The organism is Pseudomonas sp. 43mfcvi1.1 (genome assembly GCF_900115935.1).
Classification (GTDB): domain Bacteria; phylum Pseudomonadota; class Gammaproteobacteria; order Pseudomonadales; family Pseudomonadaceae; genus Aquipseudomonas; species Aquipseudomonas bijieensis.
In genome coordinates this window covers 12,977-27,396 of the sequence record NZ_UETT01000028.1, presented here as the reverse complement: position 1 = coordinate 27,396, position 14,420 = coordinate 12,977, and the positions used below count along the sequence as shown (strand labels likewise).

Annotated in this window: 9 protein-coding genes; 3 read left to right on the top strand and 6 right to left on the bottom strand. The window is 61.8% G+C overall.

Annotation, left to right across the window (positions count from 1 at the left end; translation table 11 throughout):
- The first annotated feature begins 7 nt into the window (after window positions 1–7).
- Window positions 8–1,033, top strand: a complete 1,026-nt coding sequence (locus DTP52_RS30725) for an IS110 family transposase (RefSeq protein ID WP_109756653.1) — start codon at window positions 8–10, stop codon at window positions 1,031–1,033.
- A 297-nt stretch (window positions 1,034–1,330) separates the two neighbouring features.
- Here DTP52_RS30725 and DTP52_RS30720 read toward each other — a convergent pair whose 3' ends face one another.
- Complete coding sequence (locus tag DTP52_RS30720; RefSeq protein WP_109756652.1) at window positions 1,331–2,335, bottom strand: AraC family transcriptional regulator; 1,005 nt, start codon at window positions 2,333–2,335, stop codon at window positions 1,331–1,333.
- A 100-nt stretch (window positions 2,336–2,435) separates the two neighbouring features.
- On the opposite strand from DTP52_RS30720, the gene DTP52_RS30715 reads away from it, so the two are divergent.
- A complete protein-coding gene (locus DTP52_RS30715; protein WP_109756651.1) occupies window positions 2,436–3,509 on the top strand; it encodes a fatty acid desaturase in 1,074 nt (357 codons plus the stop codon).
- Window positions 3,510–3,701: 192 nt separating this feature from the next.
- On the opposite strand, the gene DTP52_RS30710 is transcribed toward DTP52_RS30715, so the two are convergent.
- The 3 genes from DTP52_RS30710 to DTP52_RS30700 form a co-directional block, all read right to left on the bottom strand.
- Complete coding sequence (locus DTP52_RS30710; protein ID WP_109756650.1) at window positions 3,702–6,206, bottom strand: TonB-dependent siderophore receptor; 2,505 nt, start codon at window positions 6,204–6,206, stop codon at window positions 3,702–3,704.
- 85 nt (window positions 6,207–6,291) lie between these two features.
- Complete coding sequence (locus DTP52_RS30705; protein ID WP_109756649.1) at window positions 6,292–7,293, bottom strand: FecR domain-containing protein; 1,002 nt, start codon at window positions 7,291–7,293, stop codon at window positions 6,292–6,294.
- Window positions 7,283–7,783 (bottom strand): sigma-70 family RNA polymerase sigma factor, encoded by a 501-nt coding sequence (locus DTP52_RS30700; protein ID WP_109756648.1) that lies wholly within the window; start codon window positions 7,781–7,783, stop codon window positions 7,283–7,285. The genes DTP52_RS30705 and DTP52_RS30700 overlap by 11 nt, the downstream gene beginning before the upstream one ends.
- Before the next feature lie 253 nt (window positions 7,784–8,036).
- On the opposite strand from DTP52_RS30700, the gene DTP52_RS30695 reads away from it, so the two are divergent.
- Window positions 8,037–9,917 (top strand): methyl-accepting chemotaxis protein, encoded by a 1,881-nt coding sequence (locus tag DTP52_RS30695; RefSeq protein WP_109756647.1) that lies wholly within the window; start codon window positions 8,037–8,039, stop codon window positions 9,915–9,917.
- A gap of 465 nt (window positions 9,918–10,382) precedes the next feature.
- Here DTP52_RS30695 and DTP52_RS30685 read toward each other — a convergent pair whose 3' ends face one another.
- Together DTP52_RS30685 and DTP52_RS30680 are read right to left on the bottom strand one after the other, a co-directional pair.
- Window positions 10,383–10,847, bottom strand: a complete 465-nt coding sequence (locus DTP52_RS30685) for an SRPBCC family protein (RefSeq protein ID WP_109756645.1) — start codon at window positions 10,845–10,847, stop codon at window positions 10,383–10,385.
- A 32-nt stretch (window positions 10,848–10,879) separates the two neighbouring features.
- Entirely contained in the window at window positions 10,880–14,410 is a 3,531-nt protein-coding gene (locus DTP52_RS30680) for a non-ribosomal peptide synthetase (protein ID WP_109756644.1), read from the bottom strand.
- Between the last annotated feature and the right edge of the window lie 10 nt (window positions 14,411–14,420).

Here is a 14,420-nt window from a genome sequence, read left to right as displayed (position 1 = left end):
TGTTGCCATGAACAAAGTAGCTATTGCCGCCATCGATTTGGGAAAACACTCCTTTCACCTGCATGCTCAAGATGATCGTGGTCATGAGCTTTATCGCAAAAAATTTACTCGAGTGACGCTCGCTCAACACCTGGCGAATCTCGAACCTTGCACCGTCGTGATGGAAGCTTGTGGCGGAGCCCACTTCATGGCGCAGGAGGTCGCGAAGCTGGGACATACGCCCAAGCTCATTGCTCCTCATCTCGTGTGTCCTTACGTGAAGAGCAACAAGAACGACTTCGCTGATGCCGAGGCGATCTGCGAGGCAGCGACTCGCCCAACGATGCGCTTTGTGCCGCCAAAAAACCAAGCTCAGCAGGCGCTAGCCATGCTCAACTCGACCCGCGATTCGTTCATCAAAGACCGCACCGCGACCGCCAATCGGATTCATGCCGCCCTTCTGGAGGTGGGCATCAGCCTGGCCCCAGGCTTCAAATCCATCAAAGAGCTTCCGGCGCGGCTGGAGGCGAGTTCACTTTCTGAACGCTTCAAAAAAATTCTGATGAAGCTGCATGAGCACTTCAACCACCTGGATGAGCAGGTCAAGACACTGGACAAGGACGTGGAGAGCCAGGCCGCTGAAGATGATCTGGCGGCTCGTTTGATGACTATGCCCTGTGTCGGGCCGATCACCTCCAGCGCCCTGGCTGCTGAGTTGGGCGATGGTAAACAGTTCAAGTGCGGGCGAAACTATGCGGCCTCAATCGGGCTGGTGCCCAAACAGCATTCCACGGGCGACAAGACGGTACTGCTGGGAATCAGCAAGCGCGGTGATCGGAATCAGAGGCGTCTGCTCATCCAGTGTGCCCGAGTCTACTTAATGCAGCTGGAGCGCCAAAGAGGCTGGCTGGCGGACTGGGTCCGGCAGCTGTTGGCCCACCATCACTCCAACCATGTGGTCTGCGCGCTGGCCAATAAGATGGCGAGGATCGCTTGGGCGATTGCGGCACACCACACTGAATTCGATGCAGGGCCAGCTGCGATGAACACCTGACCCTGCTGTCATCCGAGCACCACCCACCTGGTTTTGCGATGCTGGATAACTGATGACGTGAACGGCCAACCGGCCTGACGACAACCCTGAGCTCCCACACGGCTGAAAGGCCGTCCAATTAATTAGGATCGTCGGGCATCGATTCTCATCGAGGCGCGGGGCCACAACCCCACTCAGACGCCGGATAGATGAAAGCAAGCCAACCACGCATCAAAAACAGTATTGCAGAAAAGGGGATAACCATAGATGTGGGAGCGAGCTTGCTCGCGATAGGGCCAGCCCAGGCGCTGCAAATCCCTAGCGCAACCCATCCCGAAACTGTCCCGGCGTCATTCCGGTCCAGCGTTTGAACGCGCGGCTGAAGCTGCTGGCATCGGCAAATCCCAACAGATAACTGACTTCGCTCAGCGAACATTGCGGATCGCGCAGGTGCAGCAGCGCGAGGTTTTCCCGGCATTCGTTGAGCAGTGCGTCGAAGCGGCAGCCTTCGTCGGCCAGGTGCCGTTGCAGGCTGCGCAGGCTCAGGTGCATGGCCTGGGCAATGCGTTCGGCGCTGGGTTCGCCTTCGGGCAGTTGGGCCTCGATGGCCGCGCGGACCTTGCGTTCCCAGGTCAGTGGCTTGAGCTGGGCGAGGGTGCGCTCGAGCACTGTTTCGTTGTGTTCGGCCAGTTCCGGGTTGGCGTCGTCCAGGTGGCTGTCGAAGTCGCTGAGCTCGAACTCCAGGCGATCCTGGTCGGCGCCAAAATGTACCGGCGAGCGGAATACCTTGTGCCAGGGCGCGGGATCCGCTGGCTCCGGGCGTCGCAGGTAGACCGCCAGCGGTGCGTAATCGCGGCCCAGGCGGTTGCGGCAGGTGCGCACATAAATCGCCGCGAACGCATCGATGGCCTCGAAGGCTGGCGCCGGTCGGCCCGGCGGCACGTCGAGGCTGAAGCGATAACGGTCTTCGCCACGGCTCAATTGCAGGGTCAGCGCATCGCTGACCACCGGGTGATAGCGCACGATCCGCTCGAACACTTCTCGCAGGCTGCCGCTGGCGACCAAGGCATAACCCAGCGCGTGGAACGTGGTGGGGCTGACGAAGCGCGAGACCCGCAGGCCGATGGCCGGGTCGCCGCTGGCCTGCACCGCCAACGCCCACAGGCGTGTGGTGCCTGAGAGCGGGTAGCGGGCGTTCGGGTCGTCCATCAGTTGTGGATCGAGCCCGGCTTCGACGCACAGGGCATGGCTGTCCAGGCCCAACGCATCGAGCTGTTTGCGCAGGGCGCGGGTCCAGCTGGCAAGGGAGGTCGGTTCAGTCATGACGATTGGCGCTTGCGGTCAACAGGTTGGCGTTTACGGCTACCACCCGAGGGGACAACGCCCGGCAGGATGAGCACATCGATAACAGAGGATGTAAGCCATGCACGGCACTTGCGCAAGCCCCGAGCGATTGAATGCACAACAGCGATCCGCCCATATTCGCCAGGTGGTATTGGCCCGGGGCGAGCAATTGCGTCAGCGCTACTCGATTTTGCGCCACCAGGATGCATTGGGCGCGGGCATCCTGGCGTTTGCCCTGGCCGGAATGATCGGTTCGGCGCTGCTCTACATCAACGGTCATCTTGCCGGATGGGCGTGCCTGCTGCTCAACGCTTTTTTCGCCTCCCTGACCCACGAGCTGGAACACGACCTGATCCACAGCATGTACTTTCGCAAGCAACGCCTGCCCCACAACCTGATGATGGGCCTGGTGTGGCTGGCGCGGCCGAGCACCATCAACCCGTGGATCCGCCGCCACCTGCACCTCAACCATCACAAGGTATCCGGCAGCGAGGCCGACATGGAGGAACGGGCCATCACCAACGGCGAACCCTGGGGGCTGGCGCGGTTGCTGATGGTCGGCGACAACGTGATGTCGGCCTTCATCCGCCTGCTGCGAGCCAAGACCTGGGCGCACAAGGGCAGCATCCTCAAGCGCACGCTGAAGGTGTACTTCCCGCTGGCACTGCTGCACTGGGGCGCCTGGTATGTGTTCCTGGGTTTTCACGGGGCCAACGGTGTCGCCAGCCTGCTGGGCACGTCGATTGACTGGTCGACGACTACGCTGGCGACGATGCAGGTGATCGACATCGCGGCAGTGGTGATCATTGGCCCGAACGTGCTGCGGACCTTTTGCCTGCACTTCGTCAGTTCGAACATGCACTACTATGGCGACGTCGAGCCGGGTAACGTCATCCAGCAAACCCAAGTGCTCAATCCGTGGTGGTTGTGGCCGTTGCAGGCGTTCTGCTTCAACTTTGGCAGCAGCCACGGGATCCATCATTTCGTGGTGAAGGAACCGTTCTATATCCGTCAAATGACGGTACCGGTGGCTCACAAGGTGATGCGCGAGATGGGCGTGCGGTTCAATGATTTCGGGACGTTTGGGCGGGCGAATAGGTTTGTGCGGGAAGAGGGTGTAGTGCGGGAGAAGGTGAACGCGGCCCAGGTTTGAGACGCAGCACCTTATGCATGGAGAACACATCTTGTGGCGAGGGGATTTATCCCCGCTGGGCTGCGTAGCAGCCCAGGACCAAGCGCCGGGGTGTGTCAGGTGTGATCACAGCCAACCTTTTTGGGGCCGCTTCGCGGCCCAGCGGGGATAAATCCCCTCGCCACAGGGGAGGTGTCAGCTCTGGGAAACGGGTTAGAACTGGTAACTCACCGTCGCCGCCACATTGCGTTCTTCACCCATGTAGCAATAGCTCAGGCTGGCGCAGGAAGCGACATAGCTTTCGTTGGTCAGGTTGTTCGCATTCAGGCGAACGTCCACCCCCTTCAAGCCGACCTTGCCCAAGTCATACCCCACCGAGGCATCGAGCAACGTGTAGGACGGCACCTTCATGGTGTTCTCCGCGTCGGCCCAGCTGTAGCCCACATAGCGCACGCCGCCACCCAGGTGCAGGCCATCGAGTGCGCCGCTGTCGAACTTGTAGTCAGCCCAGAGCGAGGCCATGTGGCGCGGTGCCTGGGTCGGTGAGTTGCCTTTGTTTTCGATGATTTCGGTGGGCGTGCTGAGGGTGCTGACCATCGATTTCGAATATTCGATGTCGGTGAAGGTGTAGCTGCCCAGCACTTTGAATTGTTCGGTCAACTGCAGGTGCGCTTCCAGTTCCAGACCCTGGGAGCGCACGGCACCGATGGCGCGGTAGAAGTTCTCCTGGGGCAGTTTGGTCGCCAGGTTTTCCTGGTCGATGCGAAACAGCGAGGCGGTGTACAGGTCATCAGTGCCCGGCGGCTGGTACTTCAGGCCCAGTTCCCATTGCTTGCCATCGGTGGGCGGCAGCGGGTTGCCGGCGCTGTCGGCGTAGGAGTTCGGATTGAACGACTCGGAATAGCTGACGTACGGTGCCAGGCCGTTGTCGAACAGGTACAGGGCCCCGACACGGCCGGTGAGCTTGGTGCGTTTGTCGTTGATCTCGGTACCTTGCGGGCGACCGAATTCGGCAATGCGATTTTCATCCGAGGTCTCGACCCAGTCCTGGCGCAGGCCCAGGGAGAAGCGCCACTTGTCCATCTCGATCAGGTCTTGCAGGTAGACGCCGGTCTGCTCCAGGCGTCGCAGGTAACTGGTGGGGCTGAAGTAGGTGATGGCCGAGTTGCCATAGGTCGGGTCGAAGGCGTTGATCGGGGCGAGGCTGCCGCTGGTCCAGTCGACCACGGTTTTGCGTCGTTGATAGTCCGCACCCATCAACATGGTGTGCTTGGTCGCACCGGTAAAGAATTCGGCTTGCAGCATGTTGTCGACGATGAAGGAGTGGAGCTTTTCTTCGGCGCCGGTGTAATAGCGGTTCAATTCGTTGCTGGTGGGCGTGGTCCAGCCATAGGCGTAGACCTGATCGTTGGTGACCTGGGAGTCCAGGTAACGGAAGTTCTGCCGGGCGGTGAAAACATCGTTGAAACGGTGCTCGAACTGGTAGCCGAACGACTGCTGGTCGCGTTCGTAACCGTCGACGCCAGGTTCGCCTTCGAAGAAGTTTTCCGAGATCCGTCGGCCGTTGCGCTGGTGCAAGGTGCCGTCGGCCGGCATGCCGCCGTGGTAGCCACCGTCGGGGTCATGTTGCAGGTAGGCCTGGAGCGTCAGCGAGGTGTCGTCGCTGAAATCGATGTTCACCGTGGGGGCCAGGGCGAAGCGCTTCTCTTTGTTGTGGTCGAACTGGGTATCGGAGCTATCCGCCAGGCCGATCAGCCGATAGGTGATGCGTTTGTCGTCATCCACCGGGCCGCTGAAGTCGAAACCCATGCCGCGTTGGCCCTGGGTGCCGACCGTGGCCTGAATCTGGTGATAGGCCTCGTACAGCGGCTTCTTGCTGGTCAGCGCCACCAGGCCGCCGGGCGAACTGCGGCCGTAGAGCACCGAGGACGGGCCTTTGAGGATATCGACCCGCTCCAGGAAGTACGGGTCGACCTGCATGGAGCTGTAGGTGCCGCTGTCGCCCATGGACTTGAGGCCGTCGAGGTAGATGTTATCCACCGAGCCGTCGTTGAAGCCGCGCATCGCCACGTAGTCGTAGCGGTGGGTGGCGCCGTAGGGGTTGGTCAGCACGCCAGGGGTGTAGCGCATGGCCTGGGAGACGGTTTGCGCGCCCTGGTCGTCCATTTGCTCGCGGGTGACCACGGACACGCTCTGGGACGTTTCGCGCAGGGCGGTGCTGGTCTTGGTGGCGACCTGGCTGTGGGTGGCGTTGTAGCCTTCCATGCTGCCCAGGGCGTTACCCAGAGCGAAGCCCTTGATGTCCGTGGTCGGCAGTTCCAGCGTGCTGCCGGCGGTCTCGGTTTGCAGCACGTAGCTGCTGCCATCCTGGCTGACGGCAACCAGTCCTGAGCCGCTGAGCAACTGGCTCAAGGCCTGTTCGCGCGAATACTCGCCCTTGAGCCCCGGGGACTGGACGCCGCCGGTTTGCGCCGGGGTGCTTGCCAGGGTGATCCCAGCCTGGCGGGCGAACTGATTCAACACATCGCTCAGCGGGCCGGGAGCAATGTTGTAGCTCTGGCGGCTGGCGGTCACGTCGCTTTGTGCGGCGACCGCAAGCATCGGTACGACGCTGCCCCCCAGCGCGGCGGAGAACAGCGCGGCATGAATAGCCTGGCGCAACAGGCCCGGTTGTGAAGATAAGCCGAAGGGATTCTTGAGATGTACGCGCTCAGTCATTGTGGGATCCGTTGGAGTCGCTGGAGGCAGATAAGGGTTGCTTACTGTCCTAGCCGGACACCGGCTTGAAACCCGCCAAAAAAAATCAAGCCAGGCGTTCCACCGTGATCCACCAACGGGTTCGATAACGGATTTGCACAGGGAGCGTGCGTGGCAGGACGGCCAGCAATTTGTCGGTGTCCTCCAAACGGAAAACCCCCGACAGACGCAGGTCGGCAATCGACGCCGCGCAGTTCAAATAGCCTGGGCGGTAGCGTCCTACTTCGTTGAGAAAATCCGCCAGGCGCATGTTGCGCGTGACGATCAACCCGTCGGCCCAGGCACCTGCGTCCATGTCCAGGGGCGGTGCCAGGGTCGCTGTCGATGGGGTGATCAGGTAGTTTTGCCCGGCCTCGACCTGGATGGGTGTGCCATCGCTGTTGGGGTGGGAACGAATAACGACCCGGCCGCTGGTGACGCTCAAGCGCGTGCAGTCGCTGTCCTGGCGCACGACGAAGCGCCCCTCCAGCCCTTCGAACAGGCCATGTCGGCCTTGCACCCGCAGCGCACGTCCCGGGTCGCGACCACAGGTGACCATGATTTCACCGCGGGCCAGGGTGATCAGGCGTTGCCCGGCGGTGAAATCCAGGTCGGCGGCGCTGTGGGTATTGAGTTCGAGCCGTGAGCCGTCCGGCAGTTGGAAACCGCGGCGTTCACCCGTGGCGGTGGCGAAATCGGCACTCCATGGGCGCCAGCCCAGATCCTTGCCCAGCCATGTCGCGCCGCCCACCAGTGCGGCACCCGAGAGCAACTTCAGGGCCTGGCGGCGACTGAGGCGCTGGGCACTGTTTTCCAGGGTATTCAGCGCGACATGGGCACCGGGCACTGCCCGCAGGTTCGAGGTCAACTCGCTGTGCAGCGATTGCACCCGCTGCCAGGCCAGTTCGTGTTCTGGATGGGCGGCGCGCCAGGTGTCGCATTGTTGGCGCAGGGTCGGGTGAGCGGTGTGATTGCGCGGGCGCAGCAGCCAGTTGATCGCTTGCCTGACCACCTGTTGCGACGGGCCGTTACGGCGGCTCTGCAAGTGATCCGCCGGCTCAGCTTTCATAGCGCAACACGTAGCAGTGGTATAGCGCATCGGCGACGTAGCGCTCCACCGAGCGCAGCGAAATGCCCATTTGCTCGGCAATCTGTTTGTGCGTCAGGCCTTCGCACTGGGCCAACAGGAAGGCCTTGCGCACTTTCGGCTTGAGGCCTTCGAGCATCCTGGCAATGGCTTCGAGCAATTCCAGGATCAAGGTCCGGGTTTCGGCGCCGGGGGTTTCGGCTTCCGGCAGGTGGGCTATGGTCTGGAGGTAGGCACGTTCGATTTCTTCTCGACGCCAATGGTCGATCACCAGGCCTTGGGCGATGGTGCGCAAAAAAGCGCGTGGGGCTCGAAGCTCCAGGCGTTCGCTACGCTGCAACAGGCGCACGAAAGTGTCCTGGGCCAGATCCGCCGCATCGGCGGCATTGCCCAACCGGGTGCGCAGCCACGTATTGAGCCAGCCGTGATGTCGGCTGTAGAGCGCCTGTACTGCAAACTCGGGAGATGACATGGACGCGACGGCCTGGATGTTACAAATGATAATAGGTCGCATTGTCATCAGGCGTCAGCGAATTTGCAACCACCGTTCGCTCGCTGTGGCCTCCCGTCGCCTATTTCTTCGAAACTCTAATTATTTGTACAGGCTTGCCGACAGACTGGTATGCGTGCACCAAAGTGGAGCGAAGTGATAACCGCTCGCACTGTCACATGGAACGTTGCAAACCTGGAATGCACCCCCACTCCTTGCATAAGAAGCCTCCTCGATGAATCTAAAGTTCAGTCACAAAATCCTTCTGGCCGCCTCTGGCGTGGTGGTTCTGGCTTTTGCCCTGTTCACCCTCTACAACGATTATTTGCAGCGCAACACCATCGGCAGCAGCCTTGAGTCGTCCATCGAGCAATCCGGCGACCTGACCGCCAGCAGCATCCAGAACTGGATGAGTGGCCGGATACTGGTGCTGGAAAACCTGGCGCAAAACATCGCCCATCAAGGCACTGGTGCGGATCTGCCGGGGTTGGTCGATCAGCCGGCGCTGACGTCGAACTTCCAGTTCACTTATGTGGGCCAGGCCAACGGTGTCTTCACCCAACGTCCTGACGCAAAAATGCCTGATGGCTACGACCCGCGTCAGCGCCCTTGGTACAAACAAGCCGTGAGCGCCGATAAAACCATGCTGACCCCGCCTTATCTGGCGGCGGTGGGTGGCCTGGTGGTGACCATTGCCCTGCCGGTGAAGCACAACGGCGAATTGCTCGGCGTGGTGGGCGGCGACCTGAGCCTGGAAACCCTGGTGAAAATCATCAACTCCGTGGATTTCGGTGGTATCGGCCATGCGTTCCTGGTCAGCGGCGACGGTCAGGTGATCGTCAGTCCGGATAAAGACCAGGTGATGAAGAACCTCAAGGACATCTACCCCGGCACCCCCGTGCGCATTGGCAAGGGTATCCAGGAGGTCGAGCTCAACGGCCAGGACCGTATCCTTTCGTTTACCCCTGTGACCGGCCTGCCGAACGCCGAGTGGTACATCGGCCTGTCGATCGACAAGGCCAAGGCCTACGCACCGCTGAGCCAGTTCCGTACGTCTGCGTTGATTGCGATGTTTGTCGCGGTGGCGGCCATTGCCTTGCTGCTGAGCATGCTGATCCAGGTGTTGATGCGTCCATTGACCACCATGGGCCGCGCCATGCAGGACATCGCCCAGGGCGAAGGTGACCTGACCCGGCGCCTGGTCGTACAGGGCAAGGACGAATTCGCCGTGTTGGGTGGTTCGTTCAACCAGTTCGTGGAGCGGATTCACGCATCGATCTCGGAAGTGTCTTCCGCGACTCGCCAGGTGCATGACCTGTCGCAGCGGGTGATGACCTCGTCCAACGCTTCGCTCGTCGGCTCGGATGAGCAGAGCGCTCGTACCAACAGCGTGGCCGCGGCTATCAACCAGTTGGGCGCCGCGACCCAGGAAATCGCCCGCAATGCCGCCGACGCCTCGCAACATGCCAGCGGTGCCAGCGAACAGGCCGATGACGGTCGCCAGGTGGTGGAAAAAACCATCCAGGCCATGACCGAGCTGTCGCAGAAGATCAGCCTTTCCTGCACTCAGATCGAAACCCTGAACGCCAGCACCGATAACATCGGGCACATCCTGGATGTGATCAAGGGCATCTCCCAGCAAACCAACCTGCTGGCCCTGAACGCCGCCATCGAAGCGGCCCGGGCCGGTGAAGCCGGGCGTGGTTTTGCGGTGGTGGCCGATGAAGTGCGCAACCTGGCGCACCGCACCCAGGAGTCGGCGGAAGAAATCCACAAGATGATCACCTCGCTTCAAGTCGGCTCCCGTGAAGCGGTGACGACGATGAACGCCAGCCAGACCTCCAGCGAAGAAAGCGTGGAAGTGGCTAACCAGGCGGGTCTGCGACTGGTCAGCGTGACGCAGCGCATCGGTGAGATCGACGGAATGAACCAGTCGGTGGCCGCCGCGACCGAAGAACAGACTGCCGTGGTGGAAACCCTCAACATGGACGTCAGCCACATCAACCTGCTGAACCAGCAAAGCGTGGCCAACCTCAATGAAACCCTGAAGGATTGCGATGCCTTGTCGCAACAGGCCAATCGACTGAAGCAGTTGGTGGACAGCTTCAAGATCTGACATCACCGCTAACCGCGATACCGCAATCGCGAGCAGGCTCGCTCCCACAGGGATTGGCGGTGAGCCTGGATCTTTGGCCCACCCCGGAACCAGTGTGGGAGCGAGCCTGCTCGCGATGACGGCGACACAGCAAGCATCATTGCCAACTGACCCACCGCTTTCGCGAGCAAGCCTGCTCTCACAAGGGATTGGCGGTGAGCCTGGATCTTTGGCCCACCCCGGAACCAGTGTGGGAGCGAGCCTGCTCGCGATGACGGCGACACAGCAAGCATCATTGCCAACTGACCCACCGCTTTCGCGAGCAAGCCTGCTCTCACAAGGGATTGGCGGTGAGCCTGGATCTTTGGCCCACCCCGGAACCAGTGTGGGAGCGAGCCTGCTCGCGATGACGGCGACACAGCAAGCATCATTGCCAACTGACCCACCGCTTTCGCGAGCAAGCCTGCTCCCACAAGGGAGTGGTGCTTACTTGAACATCATTTGCACATTCCCCATCGCCTCATCGGCAAATCCTTGCAGGAAATCCCTGAACCCCGACGGTGTATGAGCATCGGTGTGGTCGGCGATGATGGTCCAGGTGGCGCGGCAGCGGTTGTCGCTCAGGGGCTCCACGCGCATCGCCGCCCAGAGGTTGTCGATGCCCAGGGTGTTGTAGATCAGCGTCCAGGTCATGTGCATGGCCTGGTCGTCCCGGCTGTTGAGCTGTTCCACCACCAGGTTCTGCCCGTCGCGGAAGAATTTCTTGCGCAGGGACCTCACTCCATCACCGGTCATTTCGATACGCTCCAGCGCCGGAATGAAACGGTTGAATCCGCCAAAATCACCCACCACCTCCCAGACGCGCGCCGCGTCGGCTGGCACCTCCACCGAGGTTTCGACGTGGCAGGCATGGGGGTTCTTGATCAGGGTGTCGGGTTGAAATGCACTCATGGTCTTGCTCCTTGCTTTGGGTTGAGGGTGTTTCAGATGAAGTCGATAGCCTTGAGGTAATCAGCGCCGCGGCGTAACAGGGCCGGGGACTTTTCCGGGTAGCGGGCGCCCATCTGCCGCACACCGGCGCGGGCGTTGTCATGGCTGATCAGCGAGATGTCGCCGATGTCTTCCTCGAAGCCGTTGAGGTAGAAACCCAGCACGCCAAATAACGCGTTGTCGGCATCGACCCGCGCCAGTTGCCGTTGCCACTCGGCGACGCTCACCAGGGAGAACTCCCGGCCGCTGTCGCGGAACGACGCCACATAAGCGTCCCAGCTCAACGGCTCGGGGTTGTGCAGGTTGAACACCGCTTGCGTCGGCTGGTAGCGGCTGGCGTGGAAGGCGATGAAACGGGCCAGGAAGTCCACCGGCATCAGGTCGAAATTGAGGGACAGGTCTGGCACCTGGCCGAGCTGGATCGAGCCCTTGAGCATCAGCATCAAGCGATTCTTATGGGGCTGGCAGACCCCGGTCAGGCTGTTGAAACTGATGTTGCCGGGGCGGAACAGATTGACCCAAACCCCGCGATCCCGAGCGCGCTGCAGGATCCGTTCGCCCACCCATTTGGACAGGTTGTAGCCGTTCTTGATGTAGATCGGTGGGGTCTTGGCGGCGGGCTGTTCCAGCACCTGGCCGTCGGCATCCAGGGCACTGGACGCCGAAAGCGTGGAGACGAAGTTGAAGATCTTCTTGCTGCGCCCCTCACACAAGCGCAGGCATTCGAAGATCGGCTCCACGTTGTCCCGCGCCAGGGACTCGTAGTCGAGCACATGGTTGACGTGGGCCGCGTTGTGCACCAGCGCACCGAAGGTACGGTCGATGTGCGCATAGACGTCGTCCGGCAGACCCAGTTGCGGCTGGGTGATGTCGGCGGCATACACGCTGACGCGGTCCAGATCCAGGTGGGTCAGGTGATTGTCCTGAAGCGCCTGGGAGAACCGCTCGGCCGCGCTTTGTTCCGCGCTGGCACGTACCAGGCACGCGACTTCGGTGGCGCCCCAGGCCAGCAGCGCTTCGACGATGTGCACCCCGAGAAAGCTGTTGGCGCCGGTCACTACCACCTTATGCACATCGCCGCATTGGCTGATGGGCAGCGGATCGAGGTTGAGCTCGGCCTCGGCATCGATGAAGGCCTGGGTGCTGAGGGTCGATGCGCTGTTTTGTTCAGGGTCGTCCAGCAACTTCGCCAGGGTCATCAACGTCGGCGCTTCGATGAAGCGATTGATCGACAGGCTGCGGCCGAACGTCTGGCGGATACTCAGCAGCAGTCGTGACAGCAGGATCGAGTGCCCGCCCAGGTTGAAGAAGCTTTCGTCGGTGGCGATGTCTTCGACCGGCAGCTCCAGCAGATCGGCCCACAGTTGCCGCAGTTGCGTCTCCAGGGCGCTCTGCGGCTGGCGCCGCTGGCCGTCGGCGTGCACCTGCACCGCCATGGCGAGCAATGCCCGACGATCGACCTTGCCATTGCTGGTGTAAGGCAGGCTGGGCAACTCGACGTAGGCCGCCGGGTGCATGTAGCTGGGCAAGCTGTTCTGCACATGCTCGCGCAGGGCCTGGAGGGCAGCGCCGGGTCGCGCTTGCTCGGGATGCACCAGGAACGCCAGGATCCGCCGTCGTTCATCGACTCCCACCGCCACCTGGCGAAACAACTGGCTGTCGCGCAGGCAATGCTCGATTTCCTCGGGTTCGACCCGAAAGCCGCGGATCTTCACCTGGTTATCCCGCCGCCCGCTCAATTCAATGCCGCTGTCGGTCCACTGGCCGATATCCCCTGTGCGGTAGACCCGCAGCGTTTGCCCGGTGGGCAGCGTCAGGTCGAGGTAGCGCGTCGCGCTCAGCGCCGGATCGTTCAGATAACCCAGGCCGACACCCGGGCCGGCGATGTACAGCTCGCCGGGGACACCTTGGGGAACCGGTTGCAGTTGTTCGTCCAGGATCAGTACCCGACCGTTGGCGATGGGCACGCCAAGGTTGCGGTTGTTGTCGCCGACGCTGAATGGCCGCGTGGTCGCCAGCACCGTGGTTTCGGTCGGGCCGTAGATATTGTGGAACTGGCATTGTGGTGCGAGCTGTTCGATCACGAACGGCTCGCAGACATCGCCACCGGTGATCAAGTGCGTCAGGCCGAGCGGAGCATCGAGGGGCATGACGCTCAACAGCGCAGGCGGCAAAAAGGCGTGGCTGATGTGCTGTTGGTGAATCAACGCGACCAATTGCTGCGGATCGCGGCGTTGGTCTTCGCTGGGTACCACCAGCAGGGCGCCGTGGATGAACGTCGGCAGGATATCCAGCAGCGAGGCGTCAAAGTTGATGGTGGAAAACTGCAACGCGCGGCTGTCGCGCTGCAACCCGACGTAGTCGCCATACCAGGCGCAGAAATGGCTGAGGTTGCGGTGACTGAGCAACACGCCCTTGGGCTGGCCGGTGGTGCCGGAGGTGTAGATCGCCACGGCCGGTTCATCGCTGTCGACCCTGCGGCGGATCAGCGAAGCGGGGATGCCTGGCTTGGGCATTGGCAGTTGATGGACATTCAGCGTGGGCAACGAGAGCTCGCCCAGGTCGCTGTCGCCGTCGTACAGCAGCAGGTCCGCCTGGGCATTTTCCAGGATAAAGCGCCGACGTTGCGCCGGGTGCTGCGGGTCCAGTGGCAGGTACACCGCCCCACAGCCCAGCACTGCCAGGATCGCCGCGTACAACTGCGCGGACTTGGGCAGGCACACGCCGATCACCTTGTGGGAGGAAGGCTTGCCCCCGATGAACGATGACGCGGTTTGTTTGAGAGCATCGGTGTCTTCATCGCGGGCAAGCCTTGCTCCCACAGGTTCTCCAACAGCTCCTTTCTCATGTTCTGCTCGGTGCAGTATTTCCAGCATCGGCTGCTGCAACCTCAGCGCCAGGCGGCGCAAGGATTTGTAGTCGATGAGTTGTCCATCGATCCACAGGGCCGGTTGCGTCGCATCATCGAGCATGCGCTGTTCAATGCTGTGCATCACCGGCACGTCGGCGGCGGCCAGCAGCCAGGGTACCGGCGGCCGATTGAGGCCGTGCTCGAACGCCAGCGGCTCCAGCGCATCGAGCCCGAGCAGGGGGGCGGCGACAGTGTCAGCGTGTGCCGTCGGCCAGTGATCGAAGCAGGTTTGATCCCGGGATAACTGGCTGACCAGTCGTGCGCCCGTCTCGACCAGCGTCGCCAGCGTACGCAGGCGCAACGATTGACCATTGCCGTCACGTTGCGGCGCGATCACTTCCTGGCACAACAGCCGCTGCGCAGCGTCGCTGAACACCAACACCGGTTGCGGTAATACCTGCCCGGGCATGGCCTGCAACGCCACGCGTACCTGAAGGCAAGAGCGGGCCTGGGTGTTGCACCGCACGGTACCATCGTCGATCAACAGGTCGACCGCGCCGTGCCCGGACGGCGACTGCCGATCCACCACACCGTGGCCATGCAGCTCCAGTTCCCGGGCCAGTTCGGCCATGGCCTGGCTTGTGCCAGGCACTGCGATTTCGAGGCGTCTCATCGAAAGGTCC